This window comes from Streptomyces sp. NPDC020192, from assembly GCF_044388685.1.
Classification (GTDB): Bacteria; Actinomycetota; Actinomycetes; order Streptomycetales; family Streptomycetaceae; genus Streptomyces.
Genome location: NZ_JBIRXG010000001.1, coordinates 1 through 22,320, shown reverse-complemented (window position 1 = coordinate 22,320; position 22,320 = coordinate 1). Strand labels below are relative to the sequence as shown.

The 22,320-nt window shown below is 71.1% G+C and carries 24 protein-coding genes; 13 read left to right on the top strand and 11 right to left on the bottom strand.

Annotation, left to right across the window (positions count from 1 at the left end; all coding sequences use genetic code 11):
* Positions 1-176: 176 nt before the first annotated feature.
* Positions 177-527: a hypothetical protein gene (locus ACH47Z_RS00120; protein WP_399068796.1), complete on the top strand. Its 351-nt coding sequence runs from the start codon at positions 177-179 to the stop codon at positions 525-527.
* On the opposite strand, the gene ACH47Z_RS00115 is transcribed toward ACH47Z_RS00120, so the two are convergent.
* Positions 505-1,197: a FadR/GntR family transcriptional regulator gene (locus ACH47Z_RS00115; protein WP_399068795.1), complete on the bottom strand. Its 693-nt coding sequence runs from the start codon at positions 1,195-1,197 to the stop codon at positions 505-507. The genes ACH47Z_RS00120 and ACH47Z_RS00115 overlap by 23 nt on opposite strands.
* A gap of 43 nt (positions 1,198-1,240) precedes the next feature.
* On the opposite strand from ACH47Z_RS00115, the gene ACH47Z_RS00110 reads away from it, so the two are divergent.
* The 4 genes from ACH47Z_RS00110 to ACH47Z_RS00095 all read left to right on the top strand — a co-directional run bounded on the left by ACH47Z_RS00110 (position 1,241) and on the right by ACH47Z_RS00095 (position 3,869).
* Complete coding sequence (locus tag ACH47Z_RS00110) at positions 1,241-2,659, top strand: CynX/NimT family MFS transporter (RefSeq protein ID WP_399068793.1); 1,419 nt, start codon at positions 1,241-1,243, stop codon at positions 2,657-2,659.
* Between the two features lie 51 nt (positions 2,660-2,710).
* Positions 2,711-2,830, top strand: coding sequence for an SGM_5486 family transporter-associated protein (locus tag ACH47Z_RS00105; protein ID WP_399068791.1), 120 nt, complete (start codon positions 2,711-2,713; stop codon positions 2,828-2,830).
* Positions 2,831-3,065: 235 nt separating this feature from the next.
* On the top strand, positions 3,066-3,272 hold the full coding sequence (locus ACH47Z_RS00100; RefSeq protein WP_399068789.1) for a hypothetical protein: 207 nt from the start codon (positions 3,066-3,068) through the stop codon (positions 3,270-3,272).
* 78 nt (positions 3,273-3,350) lie between these two features.
* Entirely contained in the window at positions 3,351-3,869 is a 519-nt protein-coding gene (locus ACH47Z_RS00095) for a SixA phosphatase family protein (RefSeq protein ID WP_399068787.1), read from the top strand.
* A 90-nt stretch (positions 3,870-3,959) separates the two neighbouring features.
* Here ACH47Z_RS00095 and serB read toward each other — a convergent pair whose 3' ends face one another.
* Positions 3,960-5,183: a phosphoserine phosphatase SerB gene (gene serB, locus ACH47Z_RS00090; RefSeq protein WP_399068785.1), complete on the bottom strand. Its 1,224-nt coding sequence runs from the start codon at positions 5,181-5,183 to the stop codon at positions 3,960-3,962.
* 166 nt (positions 5,184-5,349) lie between these two features.
* Positions 5,350-7,338 (bottom strand): streptophobe family protein, encoded by a 1,989-nt coding sequence (locus ACH47Z_RS00085; protein ID WP_399068783.1) that lies wholly within the window; start codon positions 7,336-7,338, stop codon positions 5,350-5,352.
* A gap of 274 nt (positions 7,339-7,612) precedes the next feature.
* On the opposite strand from ACH47Z_RS00085, the gene ACH47Z_RS00080 reads away from it, so the two are divergent.
* Positions 7,613-10,198, top strand: coding sequence for an FHA domain-containing protein (locus ACH47Z_RS00080; protein WP_399068781.1), 2,586 nt, complete (start codon positions 7,613-7,615; stop codon positions 10,196-10,198).
* 101 nt (positions 10,199-10,299) lie between these two features.
* Here the strand turns inward: ACH47Z_RS00080 and ACH47Z_RS00075 are convergent, their stop codons facing one another.
* The 3 genes from ACH47Z_RS00075 to ACH47Z_RS00065 form a co-directional block, all read right to left on the bottom strand.
* Entirely contained in the window at positions 10,300-11,049 is a 750-nt protein-coding gene (locus ACH47Z_RS00075) for a transglycosylase SLT domain-containing protein (protein WP_399068779.1), read from the bottom strand.
* Positions 11,050-11,343: 294 nt separating this feature from the next.
* A complete protein-coding gene (locus tag ACH47Z_RS00070) occupies positions 11,344-12,429 on the bottom strand; it encodes an S-adenosylmethionine:tRNA ribosyltransferase-isomerase (protein WP_399068777.1) in 1,086 nt (361 codons plus the stop codon).
* Positions 12,426-13,121, bottom strand: coding sequence for an SDR family NAD(P)-dependent oxidoreductase (locus tag ACH47Z_RS00065; protein ID WP_399068775.1), 696 nt, complete (start codon positions 13,119-13,121; stop codon positions 12,426-12,428). Before ACH47Z_RS00065 ends, ACH47Z_RS00070 begins: the two co-directional genes overlap by 4 nt.
* A 230-nt stretch (positions 13,122-13,351) precedes the next feature.
* Between ACH47Z_RS00065 and ACH47Z_RS00060 the strand changes: the two genes are divergently transcribed.
* From ACH47Z_RS00060 to ACH47Z_RS00050, 3 genes are all read left to right on the top strand, one after another.
* Entirely contained in the window at positions 13,352-14,539 is a 1,188-nt protein-coding gene (locus tag ACH47Z_RS00060) for a GAF domain-containing sensor histidine kinase (RefSeq protein WP_399068773.1), read from the top strand.
* Positions 14,532-15,173, top strand: coding sequence for a response regulator (locus ACH47Z_RS00055; protein WP_399068771.1), 642 nt, complete (start codon positions 14,532-14,534; stop codon positions 15,171-15,173). The genes ACH47Z_RS00060 and ACH47Z_RS00055 overlap by 8 nt, the downstream gene beginning before the upstream one ends.
* Positions 15,174-15,366: 193 nt before the next feature.
* Positions 15,367-15,612, top strand: a complete 246-nt coding sequence (locus tag ACH47Z_RS00050) for a chaplin (RefSeq protein ID WP_399068769.1) — start codon at positions 15,367-15,369, stop codon at positions 15,610-15,612.
* A gap of 99 nt (positions 15,613-15,711) precedes the next feature.
* Here ACH47Z_RS00050 and ACH47Z_RS00045 read toward each other — a convergent pair whose 3' ends face one another.
* Positions 15,712-16,500, bottom strand: coding sequence for a hypothetical protein (locus ACH47Z_RS00045; protein ID WP_399068767.1), 789 nt, complete (start codon positions 16,498-16,500; stop codon positions 15,712-15,714).
* A 150-nt stretch (positions 16,501-16,650) separates the two neighbouring features.
* Between ACH47Z_RS00045 and ACH47Z_RS00040 the strand changes: the two genes are divergently transcribed.
* The 3 genes from ACH47Z_RS00040 to ACH47Z_RS00030 all read left to right on the top strand — a co-directional run bounded on the left by ACH47Z_RS00040 (position 16,651) and on the right by ACH47Z_RS00030 (position 19,005).
* Positions 16,651-17,442: an ABC transporter ATP-binding protein gene (locus ACH47Z_RS00040; protein WP_399068765.1), complete on the top strand. Its 792-nt coding sequence runs from the start codon at positions 16,651-16,653 to the stop codon at positions 17,440-17,442.
* Positions 17,443-17,503: 61 nt separating this feature from the next.
* Entirely contained in the window at positions 17,504-17,935 is a 432-nt protein-coding gene (locus ACH47Z_RS00035; RefSeq protein WP_399068763.1) for an NfeD family protein, read from the top strand.
* A 110-nt stretch (positions 17,936-18,045) separates the two neighbouring features.
* Positions 18,046-19,005, top strand: coding sequence for an SPFH domain-containing protein (locus tag ACH47Z_RS00030; protein WP_399068761.1), 960 nt, complete (start codon positions 18,046-18,048; stop codon positions 19,003-19,005).
* 65 nt (positions 19,006-19,070) lie between these two features.
* On the opposite strand, the gene ACH47Z_RS00025 is transcribed toward ACH47Z_RS00030, so the two are convergent.
* The 3 genes from ACH47Z_RS00025 to ACH47Z_RS00015 form a co-directional block, all read right to left on the bottom strand.
* A complete protein-coding gene (locus ACH47Z_RS00025) occupies positions 19,071-19,577 on the bottom strand; it encodes an HNH endonuclease (RefSeq protein ID WP_399068760.1) in 507 nt (168 codons plus the stop codon).
* 167 nt (positions 19,578-19,744) lie between these two features.
* The gene (locus ACH47Z_RS00020) at positions 19,745-20,284 is read right to left on the bottom strand and encodes a YbhB/YbcL family Raf kinase inhibitor-like protein (protein WP_399068759.1); all 540 of its coding nucleotides are present in this window, start codon (positions 20,282-20,284) and stop codon (positions 19,745-19,747) included.
* A gap of 45 nt (positions 20,285-20,329) precedes the next feature.
* A complete protein-coding gene (locus tag ACH47Z_RS00015; RefSeq protein WP_399068757.1) occupies positions 20,330-21,112 on the bottom strand; it encodes a sporulation protein in 783 nt (260 codons plus the stop codon).
* Between the two features lie 101 nt (positions 21,113-21,213).
* Here ACH47Z_RS00015 and ACH47Z_RS00010 point away from each other — a divergent pair, with 101 nt between their 5' ends.
* Positions 21,214-21,864 (top strand): DNA-3-methyladenine glycosylase, encoded by a 651-nt coding sequence (locus ACH47Z_RS00010; protein ID WP_399068755.1) that lies wholly within the window; start codon positions 21,214-21,216, stop codon positions 21,862-21,864.
* Between the two features lie 252 nt (positions 21,865-22,116).
* On the opposite strand, the gene ACH47Z_RS00005 is transcribed toward ACH47Z_RS00010, so the two are convergent.
* Positions 22,117-22,320, bottom strand: a 204-nt coding sequence (locus tag ACH47Z_RS00005) for a hypothetical protein (RefSeq protein ID WP_399068753.1), incomplete at its 5' end; no start/stop codon positions are given.

Below are 22,320 nucleotides of genomic sequence, written 5' to 3'. Positions count from 1 at the left end.
CCGGTCGTTCGTGCTCGGGTGGTGGCGGGGTGAGCGGGCCGGCCGATGTGCCTCTCGCCGTTCCGGGTGTCACCCGTTCGGCTCACCCGCCGGGCGGGCACCCGTTCCAACGGCGCACCCTGGAGTACGCGTTCACCTCACGCGATCCTCCCCAGCCCGGCCGAGGAGGTCCCCTTGTGCGCCTGTCCAGAAGCCTGGTCCCGGTGACCGTGGCCGTGGCCCTCGTGCTCTCCCTGCCGTACGACGCGATGCCCCACGCGCGCGTGGCCGACGGAAAACCGCCCGCGCCCAGCCTCTTCGGCGCCGCCTGCCGGACGACGGTGCACGGCTCCCACGTGGTGGCCTACTGCCACAACCCCTATGTCGACACCGATCGCGTACGCCTGCACATCAAGTGCGCCCGCTGGTGGGACATCGGCACCGACAGCGCACCGGTGGACACCGCGCCCGCCCTGACCGTACGGCTCACGGGCCGGTGCTGGAAGGAGGTCCGCTCGGTCTGGATCAGCCACCAGAAGGTGCGCTGAACCGGCCCGGGCGGCACAGGAACGGATAGCTCGCGGCCTCGGCCGCGGCCGCCTCCGCGTCCCCGGTGCGGATCGCGTCCATCAGCCCTGTGTGATCCATGTACGTCTCCGGGGTCAGCTCCGCCCCGACGTCCGCGCGCAGCCAGTCCCGCAGCACCTCGCCCAGGTCGGCGTACAGCGCCGTCATCACGTCGTTGTGGGAGGCGGCCACGACGGCCAGGTGGAAGGTGGCGTCGGCGGTCACGAAGGCCTCCGCCTCGCCCGTCTCCCAGGCCTCCTCGCGCCGCTCCATGAGCGTGTCCAGCTGCTTGAGGTCCTTCTCGGTGCGCCGCTCGGCGGCCAGCTTCGCCGCGGCCGACTCCAGCGCGGCGCGCAGCTCGGCGATGTGCCGCGGGTCGGCGTCGGCGAACCGGCGGTGCATCACGCCGGCCAGCTCGCTCGTCGCCACCACATAGGTGCCGGAGCCCTGCCGGATGTCCAGCAGACCGTTGTGCGCGAGCGCGCGGACGGCCTCGCGGACCGTGTTGCGGGCGACGCCGAGCTGCTCGACCAGCTCCGGTTCCGTCGGGATACGTGAGCCGACCGGCCACTCGCCGGAGGTGATCTGGTGGCGCAGTGCGGCGATGACCTGCTCGGACAGCGCCGAACGGCGCGGGTGGCTCAGGGGCATGGCACACCTTCGCACGACAGGCCCGGGTCCGGACGTCCCGGGAATGGACAGCCAATCATCCCATCATTCTATGATGGATCGCATGGCCAGTGAGGAGAACCGGACCGCGACCCGGAGCACGCAGACCCGTACGGCTGAGACAGGTACGGCTGAGACCCGTACGGCGCCGACCCGTACGGCGACGTCGGCGACCGAACGCGGCACCGCAGCCGTGGCGGGCACCACGGAGACGACCACCCCCGGCGCGGCCCGCACGCGCGCGTGGGCGACCCGTCTGGTCGTCGTCGGCATCGTGCTGTCCGCACTGAACCTCCGCCCGGCCATCACGAGCCTTGGCGCCCTCCTGGAGGAGGTCCGCGACGGGCTCGGCATGAGCGGCAGCGTGGCCGGTCTGCTCACGTCCGTGCCCCCGCTCTGTTTCGCCGTCTTCGGCGTCACCGCCCCGCGCCTGGCCCGCCGCTTCGGCCCGGCCGCCGTGGTGTGTGCCGGCATGGCCGCCATCACCGCGGGCCTGCTGATACGGCCGTACGTCGGGAGTACGGCGGGCTTCCTGGCCGCCAGCGCCCTCGCCCTCATGGGCATCGCGGTCAGCAACGTGCTCATGCCGGTCATCGTCAAGCGTTGGTTCCCCGACCGTGTCGGCTCCATGACCGGCCTGTACTCGATGGCCCTCGCCATGGGCACCTCGCTGGCCGCCGCGATCACCGTGCCGCTGACCGACGCCCTGGGCGGTGGCTGGCAGCCCGGCCTCGCCGTGTGGGCCGCCCTCGCGGCCGTCGCCGTCCTGCCCTGGCTGCCGCTCGTCCGCGACCGCGGCACCGCGCCCGCCGAGCGGCCGGAGCCGGTCCGCGCGGCCGGGGAACAGCCCGCGCCCCTGCGCATCACCCGCAGCCGTACCGCCTGGGCGCTCGCCGTCTTCTTCGGCCTCCAGGCCACCGCCGCCTACATCACCATGGGCTGGATGGCACAGATCTTCCGGGACGCCGGCGTCCCGGCCGGCACCGCGGGCGTGCTGCTCGCCGTCACCATGGTGATGGGCGTGCCGCTGGCCTTCGTCATCCCGCGCGTCGCCACCCGGCTGCCCCAGCAGGGCCCGATCGCGCTGGTCCTCGGCGTGTGCGGGCTGGCCGGTTACGCCGGCCTGTACCTGGCGCCGGCCGGCGGCGCCTGGGCCTGGGCCGTGCTGCTCGGCATCTCCAACTGCGCCTTCCCGCTGGCCCTGACGATGGTCGGCATGCGTGCCCGCAGCGGTGCGGGTGTGGCCCAGCTGTCCGCGTTCGCGCAGAGCACCGGCTACCTCATCTCCATCCCCGGCCCGCTGCTGGTCGGCGTGCTCTACCAGCAGAGCGGCGGCTGGGGTCTGCCCATCGCCCTCATGGCGGGCCTGATGGTGCCGCAGATCCTGGTCGGCTTCCTGGCGGGCCGCAACCGCATCGTGGAGGACGAGGCGACGGCGCGCTGAGCGGGTCACCCCGACGGCACGCGCGCGGGGGGCGGGTGCGACACTGACGGCATGCAGCCTGTGCTCGACCCGAACCCGCAGAACGGCCAGAGGAAGATGCTGATCGTCTTCGGCTCGTTCTTCGCCATCTTCGCCGTTATCGCCGTCATCGCGATCATCGCCTCCCCCTGAGGGCGGCTCCAGCCGGAGGTCACCTCCCCTGAGGGTCGCCTTCCGGCCACCGACGGGCTCTCTGCCGGCCGTCCCGCCCGGCCGCTGGTGGGGCTAGCCCCCCATCCCTTAGGGGGTAAGGGTCAGGGTCAACTGGGTGGAAGTCCGGATGGGTTGGCGGCCCCCGATTCCGTAGCTTCGAGATGTGACCGCGCACGGCGGTCACGGACCCGCTCGAAGTCCCACGGAGGCGATCATGTCGGCCCGTACCCACTCCCGGCCCCACCCGGCGACCACGGGCGGTGTGGACATCCGGCTGCCCTGGTGGGCCCTCGCCCTGCCGGCGCTCGCGTTCGTCGCGCTGCTGTTGCTGATACTGAACCCGTCGGACGCGCACGCGGCGAGCGGCGACCCCGCGATCACCCAGCTCTTCGAGCGCGCCCGGCAGCTTTTCGCGCGCTGACCCGGAGCCCCCGCGCGCGGTGAATCCGCGTATCAACTCCCTGCGCCACATGGCCTGTTTCATGCGAAGCTGGGGCTCATGAGCACCGCAGAACCTCACAGGATCGTCCTCTTCCGGCATGCGAAAGCCGACTGGCCCCAGGTGTCCGACCACGAGCGTCCCCTCGCCGAGCGCGGACGCATGGACGCCGCCGTCGCCGGACGCAAGCTGGCCGACACCGGTATCGCCTTCGATCTCGCCCTGTGCTCCACCGCGGTCCGGACCCGCGAGACCTGGAAGCTCGCCGTCCACGAACTGACGGAGCGCCCGAGGACCGTCTACGAGGAGCGGATCTACGAGGCCTCGCCCGGCGAGCTGATCGCCGTGCTCAACGAGACCCCGGACGACGTGCGCAACGTGATCCTGATCGGCCACAACCCCGGTGCGCACGGCCTGGCCGGCATCCTCTCCGGAGCGGCCGAGGGCGATGCCCGCGAGCGGATGGAGCGCCGCGGCCTCCCGCCCGCCGGATTCGCCCTGCTGTCCTTCGACGGCCCCTGGAAGAGCCTCGAGCCGGGCGTGGCCACGCTCACGGACTACTGGGCACCCGCCGACTGACCCACCCATACGCGGAAGGGCCCGGCACCTCGCGGCACCGGGCCCTTTTCCGTCCGGGCGGCCGCTGCGTCCGGGCGCGGCCGGAGCGCCTCAGTCCTCGTCGTGCGTGTCGGCCGCCTCGACCTCTTCGCGCGTGATGCCCAGCAGATAGAGCACGGTGTCGAGGAAGGGGAAGTTCACCGCCGTGTGCGCCGCCTTGCGCACCACCGGCTTGGCGTTGAAGGCGACCCCCAGACCGGCCGCGTTCAGCATGTCCAGGTCGTTGGCGCCGTCGCCGATCGCCACCGTCTGCACCAGCGGCACCCCGGCCTCCGCGGCGAACCGGCGCAGCAGCCGCGCCTTGCCCGCCCGGTCCACGATCTCGCCCGTGACCCGGCCGGTGAGCTTGCCGTCGACGATCTCCAGCGTGTTGGCCTGCGCGAAGTCCAGGCCCAACCGCTCCTTCAGATCGTCCGTGACCTGGGTGAAGCCGCCGGAGACGACGCCGACCTGGTAGCCGAGTCGTTTCAGCGTACGGATCAAGGTGCGCGCGCCCGGCGTCAGCCGGACCTCGTTGCGCACCTTCTCCACCACGGAGGCGTCCAGCCCCTTCAGCAGTGCCACGCGCGCGTGCAGCGACTGCTCGAAGTCCAGCTCCCCACGCATCGCCGCCGCCGTCACCTCGGCGACCTGGTCCTCGCAGCCGGCGTGCGCGGCGAAGAGCTCGATGACCTCGTCCTGGATCAGGGTGGAGTCCACGTCCATGACCACCAGCCGCTGGGCGCGCCGGTGCAGACCCGCCGAGACGACCGCGATGTCGACACCCAGTGCCGCCGCGTCGGAGGCCAGGGCGGTGCGCAGCGGCTCGGTCTCCACGCCGGAGATGGCGAACTCCACCGCCGTCACCGGGTACTTGGCGAGCCGGAAGATGCGGTCGATGTTGCCGCCGGTCTTTGCGATCCGGGCGGCCACGGCGGCCGTCGACTCGGCGGTGAGCGGATGGCCGAGCACGGTCACCAGCGAGCGCCCGAGACCGCGCGGACGGTTGTCGCCGTGCCCGGAGATGATCTCCGCCTGCATCTTCATCGACTCGGCCCAGCTGTGCACGGTGGCCCGCAGGTCGCCCTCCAGGCCGGCCGGCGGCTGGGTCACCAGCGCGCACAGCACCAGTCGGCCCCGGGTGACGACCTGCTCGATGTCGACCACGTCGACGAGGTAGGCGGCCAGGGTGTCGAACAGGCCCGCCGTGATGCCCGGCCTGTCCTTGCCGAAGATCTTGACGAGGAGAGTGGGGACCTCGGGGGTCTGTGAAGCGGAGGTCTGCGAAGCGCTCATGGTGTCACCACCGTATCCGGCACCCCGTGCCCTGCGCCGCCGAGGTCCGCCTGACGGACACGGAACAATGGATGTCCGGCCGGTGTCGGGGATCTTGCCATCGGGAGACGGCCTGTTCACCCGGGATCGTGCCCCCGTACAAGGAGCGCAACCAAGGGCGACGGAGTCACCCGTGCCGCTTCGGCTTCCCCGGCGGTGCCGGTGGCGGGGGTGGCGGGGGCGGCGGTGGCCACTCGGTGCCGTCCGGCCGCTGCGCACGCTCACCGGGCCGCGGCGTGGGACGGCGTCGAGGACGCGGGGGAGCGGGGTCGAGCGGCCCGGCGACGGTCGGAGCGCCGTACAGGTCGTGCCCGGCGGCCCTCGACCTGTCGTCCGTCGGCTCCTGGAGGTCTTCCGGTACCCGGAGATAGGGGTTGGTGTCCGGGTTCGGCGGTCGGTACGGCGTACCCGGCGCGTACGGCCCGATGCCGTCGCCGTGTCCGGGGCGCCCGGAGTCCCCGGCACCAGCGCCGCCGTACCCCGAAGCCTCGGCCCCGCCCCCGCGCCCGGGGCCGTACACCTCCTCCTCGCCCCCGGTCCGGTCGGCCGCCACCGCTGCCGACGCTCCGCGAGCCGCCCACACGGCCCCCCACCCCGCCGCCCCCGTGACCCAGGCCAGCAGCGCCCCCGCCGCTCCGGCGCCCGCACCCCACACCGCCCCCAGCAGCAGCCCGGCGCCGAGGTGGCCGTGCAGGACGACACCCGCGCCGAAGGCGTCGAAGCCGAGGACGGACAGGGACGCGGTCACGGAGACGTCGGTCAACCAGGCGAGGAACGGGAGGGCGAGGGCGGTCACGACGCCAAGACGCAGGGCACAGCGAGCGGCCAGGCCGAGGGCGGTGTCGGACGGCCGCGCCTCACGACCGGGTGGGCTGCCGGACGGCGGTACCCCATGGCCGAGGGCGGTGTCGCCCGGCCACCTCACACGGTCGAGGGCGCTGTCAGCCGGCCGTGCCCCCGGCGTGCGTACCGGGCGCCCCTCGCTGCCCAGGCCGCCGTCGGACCGTCGTACCACCGGCGTGCGGACCGCCGTGAGCACGCCCGCCAGCAGCATCGCCAGCGCGGCCGCCACCGCCAGCAGCCACACCCGGCCGTCCAGGCCGGCCAGTCGGCTCAGGGTCACCGGCCGGTCGGAGTTCGTGCCGATGAGCTGATCCAGGGGGTGGGGGAGGACCGTGCGCAGGAGGCCCGTCGCGTGGCCGTCCCAGGGGACGAACAGCCCGAGGGGCAGACCGAGCCAGACGCCGTTCGGAGCGCCGAGCAGGGCCGCGCCGGCGATCCGGCGGGGATGGTCGTCGCCGATCGCCGCGTACGCCGCCGCGGCGAGCCCAGCCGCGACGGCCAGCAGGAGGACGGCGACGAGCGCCGAGACCGCCGGCCGTACCACCCGGTGCACCGCGGACCAGCCCGGCGGCAGCGGGGCGCGACGGGCCGCCAGCAGGGCGATCAGCAGGACCCCGGCGCACCAGCCGAGGCCGCCCAGCAGCGTGGCCGGGGTGTCCACGGTGAAGCCGACGCCGGCCTTGGCGTGGATCAGGCCGCCGATCCGGTGCGGTAAGAGCCCGCTCACGTCCCCGAGGCCGGGCAGGGTCAGTCCGCCGCCTCCCTTGCCGCCCGCGCCCGGCAGTTTGTCCGTGTCGAGCGAGCCGCCGTCGATGGTGACGACGTCGTGCCCGGCCCAGGCGAGACCGCCCAGCATCGCCACGAAGAGCACGACCATCGTGCCCACGCGCGCGAGGAGTTCGGCGGGCGCGATGACAACTCCGGCCGTGCGCAAGGACCGTAGGAAGAACCACGACAACAGCAGGGCGCCGACCAGACTCACCCCGAGTGGCGTGATCTCGATGGCCGTGTGCGCCTCGGCGCCTTTCAGTCCGAAAGCGGACACATCGCCAGACGGTGAGACCGAACCACCCGCCCCGAGCGCCACAACGGCCGCCGTCATGGGGCCCAGTGAGCCCGCCGTGTCCGCCTGGAGCAGATGCAGACCGAGCGCGGCCGTGCCGGCCATCCCGATCAACGCCCAGCTCACCGCCGCGACCGCGGACAACATGGCGTCGACCCACGGCACTTTTCCGGTGCGCCGTGCCGTCCCCGCACGCGTGGCTGAGCTCATGGCAGACCCCCCGATCCCCTCATGGCACCTCATGGCAGATCCCGCCGAACCGCGGCGCGACGGCACGGCAGAGTGTGTCCCCCTCGCCGGGATTACCACTCTCCGGACGGATTTCAACCCCGTCAACGGCGCGAGTTGGAGCGCACAGGTGCATCGGTGACAAGGCCCGGGTTTCGGTCAGGGGGCGGAGCCTGAAATAGTTCCCCCCGATGTTCGACATCCCTAGACTCCCTGTGATGGGGGTAATTCGGGGGACAACTCAGTGGGGCATGGAGTGCCTGAACTCGTTCTGGAATCAAACGGACGGACCTGGACGCTGGATCCGTCCAGGCCGTACACCCTCGGCCGCGATCCGCAGGGTGACATCGTCTTCGACGACGCCAGGGTGTCCTGGCGGCACGCAACGGTCAGCTTCAACGGCCGTAGTTGGGTCATCGAGGACCACGGCAGCACCAACGGCACGTTCGTGCAGGGCCAACGGATCCAGCACATGGAGATCGGCCCGGGCTCGGCGCTGCACCTCGGCAACGCGACCGACGGACCGCGGCTGAATCTGTCCGGTGCCGCGGCCGCGCAGCAGCAGCCCGCGCCGTACGCCGCGCAGGGCGCCGGTGCGCAGGCCGCCGCTCCGGGCTGGGCCCAGCAGGCGCCGCAGCAGGCAGCGGCGGCCCCGCAGGGCGCCGTACCGCAGCAGGCGTCGGCACCGCAACAGGGCGGTTGGCAGCAGCCGCAGGCATCGGCGTTCCCGCAGCAGCAGGCGGGTCCCGCCGAGCAGTACGCGCAGAAGGCGCCCGGTGGTGGTGCGGGGGCGCCGCCGGTCTACGGCGACCGGAGCCCGACCACGTTCCACCAGTTCTCCATCGGCCGTGTGATGCGCATCGGCCGTGCCCTGGAGAACGAGCTGGTCGTCTCCGACCTCCAGGTCTCCCGGCACCACGCCGAGTTCCACTCGACGCCCGACGGGCGCTTCGAGATCCGCGACCTGGGCTCGCACAACGGCACGTACGTCAACGGTCATCCGGTGCCCAAGGGCGGCTCGGTCCAGCTCGGCCCGAACGACATCGTCGGCGTCGGCCACTCCACCTTCCGGATCGTCGGTGACCGGCTCGAGGAGTTCGTCGACACCGGTGAGGTCTCCTTCTCCGCGCGCCATCTGACCGTCACGGTCGACGGCGGCAAGCAGATCCTGAAGGACGTCTCCTTCGGTGTCCCGGAGAAGTCCCTGATCGCGGTCATCGGCCCGTCCGGCTCCGGCAAGTCGACCCTGCTCAAGGCGCTGACCGGCTACCGGCCCGCCAACCAGGGCGAGGTGCTGTACGACAACCGGAACCTGTACAAGCAGTTCGCCGAGCTGCGCCAGCGCATCGGTCTGGTCCCGCAGGACGACATCCTGCACAAGGAGCTGACGGTCAAGAAGGCCCTGAAGTACGCGGCCAAGCTGCGCTTCCCGGCCGACACCACCGCGGCCGAGCGCGACGCCCGCATCGAGGAGGTGCTGCGCGAGCTGAAGCTGGACGTCCACAAGGACAAGAAGGTCACCTCCCTGTCCGGCGGCCAGCGCAAGCGTGTCTCGGTGGCCCTGGAGCTGCTCACCAAGCCGTCGCTGATCTTCCTGGACGAGCCGACCTCCGGCCTCGACCCGGGCATGGACCGCGATGTCATGCAGCTGCTGCGCGGCCTCGCCGACGACGGCCGTACGGTCCTCGTCGTCACCCACTCGGTGGCCGAGCTGGCGATCTGCGACAAGCTCCTGGTGATGGCGCCGGGCGGCTCGGTCGCCTACTTCGGCCCGCCGGAGGAGGCGCTGAACTTCTTCGGCTACGACAGCTGGGCCGACGTCTTCTCCGCCTTCGAGAACTACCGCGACTACGACTGGGCGGGCCGCTGGAAGGGCTCGCAGCACTACCAGATGTACGCGGCGGACATCGACGCGGCCGCTCCGCAGTCCGTACCCGCGCACATGCCTCCGCCGCAGGCCATCAAGCCGCCCAAGCCGCAGGCGTGGGGCTCGCAGCTGATGACCCTGATCCGGCGCTATGTGTCGGTGATCGTCTCCGACAAGGGCTTCCTGGCGCTGACGGTGATCCTGCCGGCGGTGCTCGGCTCGGTCAGCCTCCTGATCGACCACAAGCGGGGCCTGCTGGTCAACGCCGCGATCAACCCGCGCACCGGCGCGCACATCCCGAACGGCACGGCCACCACGGTGCTGCTGATCCTCGCCGTCGGCGCGTGCTTCGCGGGCGCCGCGAACTCGGTCCGTGAGCTGATCAAGGAACGGGTCATCTACGAGCGGGAGCGTGCGACCGGTCTGTCCCGGTCGGCCTACCTGATGTCGAAGGTGGTCGTGCTCGGCGCCGTCACGGTGCTGCAGGGCCTGCTGGTCGGCGTGATCGGCTTCTCCAGCCGCGAGATCCCGGACCAGGGCGTCGTACTCGGCGGCTCGACGCTGTTCGAGCTGTGTGTGCCGATCATGGCGCTCGGCTTCACCTCGATGATGTTCGGCCTGGTGATCTCCTCGCTGGTGAAGACCGCCGAGAAGACCATGCCGCTGCTGGTGATGTTCGCGATCATCCAGGTCGTCTTCACCGGCTGCCTGTTCACCCTGCACGGCACGCTCGGCGTCAACGAGTTCTCGTACCTGATGCCGTCGCGCTGGGCGGTGGCCGCGGCTGGCGCCACGCTGGACTTCAACAACATCGCGCCGAACACCGACAACCCGAGCAGCACCGACCCGCTGTGGAACCACACGGGCGGGGCCTGGACCCTGGACATGGTCGCGCTGATCGCACTCGGTGTGATCTGCGGCTTCTTCGTGGCCCGCTTCCTGCGCCGCCACGAGCCGGAGGTCATGCGCAAGTAGGCACGCGCGCGTGCAGCGAGAACGCCGAAGGGCGGCACTCCCGTGACGGGGTGCCGCCCTTCGGCGTTACGTCGTTACGTCGGAGAGGTCCGCGCCAGGCCTCAGTACGCGCTGTTGACGTTGTCCATCGAGCCGTAGCGGTGCGCCGCGTAGTTGGCGGCGGCGGTGATGTTGGCGACCGGGTCGTAGATGTTCCACGACGTGCCCGCCACGTGGTAGGCGTTGAAGGTGGGCTGGATCACCTGCAGCAGGCCCTTGGACGGGATGCCGTTGACGGCGTTGATGTCCCAGTTGTTGATGGCCATCGGGTTGCCCGAGGACTCCCGGATGATGTTGCGGTGCAGGCCGCTGTAGGAGCCGGGGATGCCCTTGGCCCTCATGATGTCCAGGGACTCGCGGATCCAGCCGTCGAGGTTGTTCGCGTACGTCTTGGTGGCGGCGACCATCTCCATCTGCGGGCGCTGCGCCGAGCGGCTCGCGGCCTCGGCGGCGGCACGGTCCTGGGCGGCCTTCTTCGCGGCGGCCTCGGCGGCGGCCTTCTTCGCGGCCTCGTCGGCGGCCTTCTTCGCCGCGGCCTCGTCGGCGGCCTTCTTCTTCGCGGCGAGGGAGTCGAGCTTGACCGTCTCGGTGGCGAGCTGGTCGGTGACCGTGCCCTTGACGTTCTTCAGCGCCGCGCTGCTCGCGACCTGGGCGGCGGCGGCCGGGGCACCGGTGGTGACGGTCTCGGCGTGGCCCGGGACGGCCGAGAAGGCCAGGGCGGCGGTGCCGAGTGCGACGACGCCGGCGGCGGCGATCTTGCCCTGCTTGGTCAGGGCGCGACTATGAACTCGGGTGAGAACGTGCTTGGGCATATGGACCTCTCGTGAGCGCGGAGGTCGCTCCTGCGTCCGCCGGGAGAATCGGCTCCTCCCGCACGAACGCCGCGGGCCGGTGACCCACGGCGCTGAGCGACGGGAGCAATTCTTAGCTGGCGCAAAATTCCCAGGCAAAGATGTGACGTACGATCCCGGGTAGTGGATCAGGGAAGGGCAAAACGGGACAGACTAGACCGTCTGTCCCGTTCATGTGGGGATGCTTTATCTCCTATGCCCGTTCGTACGTGACGTGGGCCCTATGTGCGGCCTCACATCGGAGACGTAACGGTTTCACCATGAGTTGCCATCGCAACGCTCTGCGTGAGACCCCTCCTCCGGGAGGATGAGATGGACGTCGCCGAACTCGTGCCACAGATAGAGCCCGCGCAGCGCCTCGTCGTAGGCACGGTCGACCGCGGCCCGCCCCGCGACCGCCTCCAGCATCAGCAGATGCGAGGCCTCCGGCTCGTGCAGCCCGGTCAGCAGCCCGTCCACCACCCGCACCCCGCGCTCCGGCGTGACCACCAGATCCGTCCACCCCTCGGCCGCCCGCACCACCCCGTCCGCCCCGGCCGCCGACTCCACGGCCCGCACGGCCGTCGTCCCCACGGCGACCACCCGCCGGTCCCCGGCCCGCACGGCGTTGATCAGCCGAGCCGATGCCTCCGGCACCTGGAACCGCTCCGGATACGGCGGCTCGTGCGCCTCCGCCGACGCCACCCCCGTGTGCAGCGTGACGGGCGCGAACTGCACACCCCGGCTCACCAGCTCCGCCACCAGCGGCGCCGTGAACGGCCGCGCCGCACTCGGCATCTCCGCACTGCCCTGCCCGTCCGCGGACGGCAGCGCGAAGACCGTCTGGTACGCCGACAGTGGCTGGTCCCGCTGCGTATAGGAGTAACGAATCGGCCGCCCGTGCCCCCTCAGTACGTCCCCTACGTCCGCCCCGGCGGCCCGCGCCCACCACAGCCGCTCCCCGCGCGCGCTCAGCGGCTCCTCCAGTACCAGCCGCGCCCCGCCCGGCAGCGACACCGTTGTCCCCGCACACGTGCCCGTACGCGCGCGCGTGGTGCCCCGGCCGTCCGGTTCCCGCAGCTCGACCGCCCACCGTCCGTCGTCGCCGCGCGTGGAGAAATGGACCACCACGCGCGCGTACCCGATCCGCCCGCTCACCGCGGCGGCCCGCGTGGGCGAGGTGTTCACCACCAGCAGATCCCCGGCCCGCAGCAGCCCCGGCAGCTCACGGAACCCGTGATGCGTCACCTCCGTACCGCGCGACACCAGCAGCCGTACGCAGTCCCGGTCCAGTCCCGGCCCCCGCTGCTCGGCCGGCACCCGCGCGGACAGCTCCTCGGGGACCCGGAAGGCGGTCCTCATGGGCGCTCCAGCAGAGCCGAAGCCGCATACCGCCCGCTGACCGGCCGCTCGTCCAGCAGCCGCAGAAACGCCGGTACGACGGCGGCCGGCGCCGGACGCGGGTCGGGGTCGTCGGGTACGGCCGCCGCGTACAGGTCGGTCGCCATGTCCCCGGGGTCCACCGCCCACACCCGCACGGCCGGCTCCTCCACGCCCAGCACCGCCGCGAGCTGGTCCAGGGCCGCCTTCGAGGCGCCGTAGCCGCCCCACGTCCCGTACGCCTCGGCCGCCGCGTCCGAGCTGACCGCGATCACCGTCCCGGCCGACGCCCCACGCAACAGCGGCAGCGCCTCCTGGACCAGCCCCAGCGCTGCCACCACATTCACCTCCAGCGCCCGCCGCAGCCCCTCCACCGGCAGCTCGGCCAGCGGCACCAGCGGCTCGGCGCCCAGCGCGCTCGCATTGCTCACCAGCAGATCGACCCCGCCCAGCCGGCGCGCGGCGGCCACCAGCGCGGCCCGGTGCCCGGCGTCCGTGACATCACCGGGCAGCACCTCCACGCGCGTGCCGTGCCCCGCGAGCGCCTCCGCGGCCTCCTTCAGCGCGGTCGCACCCCGCGCGTCCAGCACCAGATCCCAGCCCCGCGCGGCCAGCCCCTCGGCCAGCGCCCGCCCCAGCCCCTTCGAGGCCCCCGTGATGATCGCCACCGGCATGACTACCGTCCCCTCGTCGTCCACCGCCCGCCGCCGGGCCGTGACCACAACGTAGGAACGGCACCACCCGGGCCGCCTCGGACGCGGGCCGCAAACCGCAGGGGCCCTTCGGCGTACACCGCACGTCCGGGGCCCGGGGACCTACACCGGCGGTCCTACGACCAGCGGACCGGACCCGGGCCGTCACAGGTCCGATCCCCGCTGTCACACCCCGCCGGTACCGTGAGGACATGAGTCAAGGCCCCCGGTCCGGCCTCGCCGCGGTCAGTTCCGCGCTGTTGGCCATGAGCAGGCATCTGGAGGTGCGCGACGTCCTCAAGACGATCGTCGCCTCCGCCCGCGAGCTGCTCGACGCGCAGTACGCCGCCCTCGGTGTCCCCGACGACCACGGCGGCTTCGCCCAGTTCGTGGTCGACGGCGTCAGCGACGCCGAGTGGAAGGCCATCGGCCCGCTGCCCCGCCAGCACGGCATCCTCGCCGCGATGCTGCGCGAAGCCCGCCCCGAGCGCCTCGCCGACGTACGCAAGGACCCCCGCTTCGAGGGCTGGCCCTCCGCCCACCCCGACCTGGTCGACTTCCTCGGCCTGCCCATCCGTGACGGCGACGAGGTCATCGGCGCCCTGTTCCTCGCCAACAAGCTGCATTCTGTGGGGGGACACCCCCCACACCCCCCACACCCCCCGCGCCCCAAGCCGGAGGGAAGTTGCGGCTTCACGGAAGAGGACCAGGAGCTGCTCTCCATCCTCGCCCAGCACGCCGCCATCGCCCTCACCAACGCCCGGCTCTACGAACGCAGCCGCGAGCTGACCATCGCCGAGGAACGCTCCCGCCTCGCCCACGAACTGCACGACGCGGTCAGCCAGAAGCTCTTCTCCCTGCGTCTGACCGCCCAGGCCGCCGCGGCCCTCGTCGACCGCGACCCCGCCCGCGCCAAGGGCGAACTCCACCAGGTCGCCACGCTCGCCGCCGAGGCCGCCGACGAACTGCGCGCCGCCGTCGTGGAGTTGCGCCCCGCCGCCCTCGACGAGGACGGCCTCATCGCCACCCTGCGCACCCAGACCCAGGTCCTCGACCGCGCCCACACCGCGCGCGTGACCTTCACCAGCAACGGCTTCCGCGCCCTGCCCGCCGCCCAGGAGGAAGCCCTGCTCCGGGTCGCCCAGGAGGCCCTGCACAACGCGCTGCGCCACTCCGGCGCCGAACACGTCGCGGTGAGCGTCGACCGGCGCGGCGGCGGAGCCGTGCTGCGCGTCGGCGACGACGGCAGCGGCTTCGACCCGCAGGCCGTCCGCCGCGCGGGACGGCATCTGGGCCTGGTCTCGATGCGGGACCGGGCGAGCGGGGTCGGCGGCACACTGACCGTGGAATCGGTGCCCGGCAAGGGCACCACGATCGAGATGGAGGTCCCCGGTGGCTGACCCGATCAAGGTGCTGCTCGTCGACGACCACCAGGTAGTCCGCCGGGGCCTGCGGACCTTCCTGGAGGTGCAGGACGACATCGAGGTCGTCGGCGAGGCGGCCGACGGCGCCGAGGGAGTCGCCCGCGCCGAGGAACTGCGCCCGGACGTCGTCCTGATGGACGTCAAGATGCCGGGCATGGACGGTATCGACGCCCTGCGCAAGCTCCGCGAACTCGCCAACCCCGCGCGCGTGCTGATCGTCACCAGCTTCACCGAACAGCGCACGGTCGTCCCCGCCCTGCGCGCGGGCGCCGCCGGATACGTCTACAAGGACGTGGACCCCGACGCCCTCGCCGGTGCCATCCGCTCCGTGCACGCCGGCCACATCCTGCTCCAGCCCGAGGTCGCCGACGCCCTGCTCTCCCAGGAGGAGGCAAACTCCGGCCAGGGCAGGGGCGGTTCACTGACCGAGCGGGAGACCGAGGTGCTCGGCCTGATCGCGGACGGCCGCTCCAACCGCGAGATAGCCCGCGCCCTCGTCCTGTCCGAGAAGACCGTCAAGACGCATGTCTCCAACATCCTGATGAAACTCGACCTCGCCGACCGTACCCAGGCCGCGCTGTGGGCCGTACGCCACGGCGTGACCAGCTGAAAGCGCTCCCCGACGCCCTCCCCGCCGCTCACCGCGACCGTCACGTACGGCAACCCTGAGGGTCAGGCTCCGGACTGAGATTCATACCGTCGTGGGAATGTCACCCGGACGGCGCATCCTTCGGCCGGCCCGCCCGTTCTCCAGTGCGTGCCGCGGCGAACCGCCGTGGTGAACGCTTAGGAGGGGTTGGAAAGTGAAGAACCTGAAGAAGGCAGCGGCCGTGACGATGGTGGCCGGTGGCCTCGTGGCCGCCGGTGCGGGCCTGGCCTCCGCCCACGGTGGCGCCCAGGCCGCCGGCGAGGCCCAGGGCTCCCCGGGCGTCGTCTCGGGCAATGTCGCTCAGGTGCCGGTGCACATCCCGGTGAACGTGGTCGGCAACAGCGCGAGCGTCATCGGCGCACTGAACCCGGCCTTCGGCAACCTCGGCGTCAACCAGTGACGTCCCGCCGACACTGACCACAGGCCTCCCGAGTGCACCGGGAGGCCTGTCACGTGTCCGGCGCACGGTACGCGCACCGGCGCCGGGCGCCCGAGCGACCTACCGAGCCCCCCGCTCCCGCTCCTCCACAACGGAGTTGTACGCCGCCACCTGCGCCCGCCGCGCCGTACGCTCGACGGGCCGCAACGCCTCCGCCCGGGCCGCCATCTCGCTGGAACTGACCGCACCCCCGTGCCCGTTCCCGTACGCCAGCGACACCAGCAGCGCCACCCGCCGTGCCAGCTTCAACACCCGCACCGCTCGCGGCGGATATCCCGGCGCCAGCACCTCACGCCCGCGCTCGGCCCGCGCCCGGTACGCGTCGATCGCCGCCTCCGCCACCGGACCCGACCCGGCGACGTCCAGCTTCGACAGCACCTCGGTCGCCTCGCGCAGCGCCTCCGCCAGCTCCCGCTCGGCCTCGCCCAGCGACGGCACGTCGGCGGGTGGCGCCTCCCGTACCGGCAGTACGTGCCAGACCACCTCGGCATGCACATCACCCGCGGGCCCGGCCTCGTGGACCTCCGGCACCAGCCCGAACGCGGCCCCGAAGCAGATCACCGCCTCCTCGGACTCCAGCGCCCGCGCGTTGAACTCCGGCGGGCCGCTCAGCCCCAGCGGATGCCCGGGCGCGGGCAGCGCCACCCGCAGCCCCGTCACCCCCAGCGTGCGCAGCCGCCCCAGCGCGAGCGTGAGCCCGACCGGCGCGGACTCCCCGGGCAGCCCCTCCACCCGGTGCACCGCGTCCTCGCCCACGATGGCGAGTGCGGCGTCATCCGGAGAGACAAGTCCGGCCAAAAGGGCATTTCCCCAAGCGGCGAGGCGTCCTGAACGCGGTTCCGAGAGCATGCCCCCACCCTAAGGACCGGACCGATGGAATGGAGCGGGGCACTCGTGGCGTAGATTTCATAAGGGCCGCGCCCACCGGCACTGCGGCCCGAGCCACAGGCGTACGCGACAGCCGAGACCGGCCACACTGCAAGGGGAGACAACGCGCTCATGAGCGATGTTCTGGAGCTTCAGGACGTATCCGTGATCCGTGAGGGCCGGGCTCTGGTGGACCAGGTCTCCTGGTCGGTGAAGGAGGGCGAGCGCTGGGTCATCCTCGGCCCCAACGGCGCCGGCAAGACCACCCTCCTGAACGTCGCCTCCAGCTACCTCTACCCCAGCAAGGGCACCGCCACCATCCTCGGCGACACCCTCGGCAAGGTCGACGTCTTCGACCTGCGCCCCCGTATCGGCATGGCCGGCATCGCCATGGCCGAGAAGCTGCCCAAGCGCCAGACCGTCCTGGAGACCGTCCTGACCGCCGCCTACGGCATGACGGCCCACTGGCAGGAGGAGTACGACGAGGTCGACGAGCAGCGCGCCCGCGCCTTCCTCGACCGCCTCGGCATGACCGACTACGTGGACCGCCGCTTCGGCACCCTCTCCGAGGGCGAGCGCAAGCGCACCCTCATCGCCCGTGCCCTGATGACCGACCCCGAGCTGCTCCTGCTGGACGAGCCCGCCGCCGGCCTCGACCTCGGCGGCCGTGAGGACCTGGTCCGCCGCCTGGGCCGGCTCGCCCGCGACCCGATCGCCCCCTCGATGATCATGGTGACGCACCACGTCGAGGAGATCGCGCCCGGCTTCACCCACGTCCTCATGATCCGCCAGGGCAAGGTCCTCGCCGCGGGCCCCATCGAGCTGGAGCTCACCTCCCGCAACCTCTCCCTCTGCTTCGGCCTCCCGCTCGTCGTGGAGCAGGTCGGCGACCGCTGGACCGCGCAGGGCCTGCCCCTGTCCTGAGCCCTCCGCGCTTCCCGTTCGCGCCCTGTCCGCCGCCCGACCCCGGCCCTACCATGACCATGTGAACGACATCGACGCATGGGTGTGGTGGCTCGTCGGCGCGGCGGCGCTCGGCATTCCGCTTGTCGTCACCGCGATGCCGGAGTTCGGCATGCTGGCGGTGGGAGCCATCGCGGCCGCCGTCGTCGCCGCACTCGGCTTCAACGGCGTGGTCCAGGTCCTCGCGTTCGTCGCCGTCTCCGTCGCCCTCATCGCCGTCGTCCGGCCCATCGCCGCCCGGCACACCAGACAACGCCCTCAACTCGCCACCGGTATCGACGCGTTGAAGGGCAAGCAGGCCGTCGTACTGGAACGGGTCGACGGCTCCGGCGGCCGCATCAAACTCGCCGGCGAAGTCTGGTCGGCACGCGCCCTGGACACCGGGCGCGTCTACGAAGCAGGCCAGGAGGTGGACGTCGTGGAGATCGAGGGGGCCACCGCCATCGTCATCTGAGCCATCCGGCCCGCGAGTTGGGCGGCAGTCTGTCAGACTCGACCAGCAAGATCTTCAACAGCCATAAGATCTGCCGAAGAGGCGAGGCGGAGAGGGGCACGGGGAGCACGATGGACGCGGTCATCATCGTCCTGGTCATTCTGGTGGTGTTGGTCTTCATCGCCCTGATCAAGACCATCCAGGTCATCCCACAGGCAAGCGCCGCCATCGTCGAGCGCTTCGGCCGCTACACGCGGACCCTGAACGCGGGCCTCAACATCGTGGTCCCGTTCATCGACACCATCCGCAACCGCATCGACCTGCGCGAACAGGTCGTACCGTTCCCGCCCCAGCCGGTGATCACCCAGGACAACCTGGTCGTGAACATCGACACGGTCATCTACTACCAGGTCACGGACGCGCGGGCGGCCACCTACGAGGTCGCCAGCTACATCCAGGCGATCGAGCAGCTCACGGTCACCACGCTCCGGAACATCATCGGCGGCATGGACCTCGAACGCACCCTCACCTCCCGCGAGGAGATCAACGCGGCCCTGCGCGGCGTCCTCGACGAGGCGACGGGCAAGTGGGGCATCCGCGTCAACCGCGTGGAACTCAAGGCCATCGAACCGCCCACCTCCATCCAGGACTCGATGGAGAAGCAGATGCGCGCCGACCGTGACAAGCGCGCCGCGATCCTCACCGCCGAAGGTACGCGCCAGGCCGCCATCCTCACCGCCGAAGGTGAGAAGCAGTCCCAGATCCTGCGCGCCGAAGGCGAGGCCAAGGCCGCCGCCCTGCGCGCCGAGGGCGAGGCCCAGGCCGTCCGCACCGTCTTCGAGGCGATCCACGCCGGCGACCCCGACCAGAAGCTCCTCTCCTACCAGTACCTCCAGATGCTCCCGAAGATCGCCGAGGGCGACGCCAACAAGCTCTGGATCGTCCCCAGCGAAATCGGCGACGCCCTCAAGGGCCTCTCCGGCGCGATGGGCAACTTCGGCACCCTGGGCGGTGGTTCGGGCAACGGTGGCAACTCGATCCCGCCCCAGAACAACGGCACGGACCGCAGGGAGAAGCCGAGCATCGACTGACCCCCATCGGACATGGAGAGGGGCTCACCTTCCTCGGACCGGAAGGTGAGCCCCTCTCCATTGAGCTACGCGGCGGGCTGTGACAGCCACTCCGGAAGCGCCTCGAACTCATCGGCCCCGAGCGCCAGCAACATCGCGTCCTGCGGAGTGGGCTCGAACGGTTGGCGAAGCAACGGCATACCCGCCTGCTCCGGAGTCCGGGCCGCCTTGCGGTGATTGTCCTCCGCGCACGAGGCCACCGTGTTCAGCCACGAGTCGGTGCCACCCTGCGCCCGGGGCACCACGTGGTCCACCGTCGTGGCCCTGCGCCCGCAGTAGGCGCACCGGTGCCGGTCCCGGACCAGCACCCCCCGCCTCGACCACGGAGCTTGTCTTCGGAACGGCACCCGTACGTACCTGCACAGCCTGATCACCCGAGGCGCCGGTATGTCCACATCGGCACCGCGCATCCGCAGCTCGGGATGGGCCTGCTCGACCACGGCCTTGTCCTGCAGCACCAGAACGACGGCTCGGTTCAAGGTCACCGTCGACAGCGGCTCGAAGCTCGCGTTCAGAACCAGCGTGTCACGCATCCAGCCCACCTCCCGTGTGCACCTGCCCACCCCCGGCGGGCTTGGATCAACTCTGGACGGGCGCGCCGAGATGGACAACGCAATAAAAAATGCCCGCCTCCGATCACTTCCAAGACCGGAGGCGGACAAACGTTCAATGAACGCTTGGCTGAATCACGACGTCGCGCTCAGCCCTGCGCGGGGTTCTCGTACTCACCGATGAGCTGCGCACGCGCCAGGGCGTGGAACCGCAGATTGAAGCCGATGACGGCCGGCGAGACGTCGGCGTCCGGGCCGAGCTTCTCCTGGTCCACGGCGTACACCGTGAAGACGTACCGGTGCGGCCCGTCCCCGGGCGGCGGCGCGGCACCGCCGAAGTCCTTCGACCCGTAGTCGTTGCGCACATGCACCGCGCCCTCGGGCAGCCCCTCGAACGTGCCGCCGCCCGCACCCGCCGGCAGCTCCGTCACCGAGGCCGGGATGTCGAACAGGACCCAGTGCCAGAACCCGCTGCCGGTCGGCGCATCCGGGTCGTAGCAGGTCACGGCGAAGCTCTTGGTCTCCGGCGGGAAACCCTCCCAGCGCAGCTGCGGCGAGGTGTTGCCCTTCGCGTGGACCTGAGCGTCCTTGAGCGTCGCACCCTCCTCGATGTCCGCGCTCGTCACCGTGAACGACGGCACGGGCGGATGGAAATCGTGGGGGAGCGGCCGCCGCTTGAGCTCGGTCACCTCGGTACCTCCTGATCGAAGATCTGGAACCAGCAGTCCCCGAGCCTAGAACCAGTTGCGCTTGCTGCCGACCTCGGACAGCCACTGGTTCAGATAAGCCGCCCAGTCGGTCCCCTGCCAGTCGTTCAGACCCACCTGGAAGGACCGGTAGGTGTCCGATCCCTCGCTGAACAGACCCGGCTTCTTGTCCATCTCCAGCACGACGTCCATCGCGTGCGCGTCGGCCACGAAGCTCAGCTCGACCTGGTTCAGGCCCCGGTACTGCGACGGCGGGTGGAACTCGATCTCCTGGTAGAACGGCAGCGTCTGCCGCGTCCCCCGGATGTGCCCGCGCTCCATGTCCGCGTTCTTGAAGCGGAAGCCCAGCTGGATGAAGGCGTCCAGGATCGCCTTCTGCGCCGGCAGCGGGTGTACGTGGATCGGGTCCAGGTCGCCGGAATCCACGGCGCGTGCGATCGCCAGCTCGGTCGTCACCCCGATGTGCATCCCGCGCAGCGCCTGCCCGTCGATCATCGTGACCGGCGTCTCCCAGGGGATCTCGAGCCCGAACGGCACCGCGTGCGCCGCGCCGGCCTGCAGCTCGAAGGCCCCGCCGAGCCGTGCCTTGGTGAACTCGATGTCCTGCTTGTACTCCTGGTCGCCGCTCTCCACCTCGACCTTGGCCTGCAGCCCGACGGACAGCCCCTCGATGTTCTGGTTCACAGACCCGCCCTGGATTCGCACCTCACCCTGGACGACGCCGCCCGGCACCACGTTGACCTCGGTCAGCACGGTCTCCACCGAGGCCCCACCGGCACCGAGACTCGCGAGCAGCTTCTTGAACGCCATTGACTCTCCCTTTACGAACGGACCCTTGACCCCTACAAACGCGCCCCGCCCCTGACCGGTTCCGCCGGCGCCGCGCCCGGTCTCCATTACCCTCGGACGGCATGATCGCGCCCCCGGACCGTACGCCACTGCCCAGAGGGTTCTTCGACCGCCCGGTCCTGGAGGTGGCCCCGGACCTCCTCGGCCGCATCCTGGTCCGTACGACCCCCGACGGCCCGATCGCCGTCCGTCTCACGGAGGTCGAGGCGTACGACGGCCCGAACGACCCCGGCTCCCACGCCTACCGTGGCCGCACCGCCCGCAACGAGGTGATGTACGGCCCGCCCGGTCATGTGTACGTCTACTTCACCTACGGCATGTGGCACTGCATGAACCTCGTCTGCGGTCCCGAGGGCCGGGCGAGCGCCGTCCTGCTGCGCGCCGGCGAGGTCGTCGAGGGCACCGACCTCGCCCGTAAACGTCGACTTTCGGCCCGCAACGACAAGGAACTGGCCAAAGGCCCGGCCCGCCTGGCCACCGCCCTCGAGGTCGATCGCGCCCTGAACGGCACGGACGCGTGCGCGCGCGGCAAGACACCGTTGCGGATGCTGACCGGCACGAAAATCCCCGCTCACCAGGTACGGAACGGTCCTCGCACCGGAGTCGCCGGAGAGGGCGGCAACGGCGATGTCCATCCGTGGCGCTACTGGATCGCTGACGACCCGACAGTCAGCCCCTATCGGGCGCATGTACCGAGGCGTCGCTCAAGTTGACGCGTCCCTGGAAGGTGCGTAATGTATCCCAAGCCGCTGAACCGGGTACGGCAATCGCCAGCAGCCGGAGCGGCCACCCCACTACCTAGCTTCAACCCCTTCGCCGGGGTCGATTTCGGCGCGCCCGCGTGCCCGAAATTCGAACTCGCGAGACTCGATTATGAGTCGCCGAGGAAATGAGCTAACGTAGTGAATGTCGAAAGGCCGACGGGCGAAAGCCCAAAAGCCCGAAGACAACCCGCCGACCGGGAATCAGACGCCGAAAGGATCTGATAGAGTCGGAAACACCGAAGGGAAGCCCGGAGGAAAGCCCGAGAGGGTGAGTACAAAGGAAGCGACCGTTCCTTGAGAACTCAACAGTGTGCCAAAAATCAACGCCAGATATGTTGATACCCCGTCTCCAGCATCTGCTGGGACGAGGTTCCTTTGAAATAACACAGCGAGGACGCTGTGAAC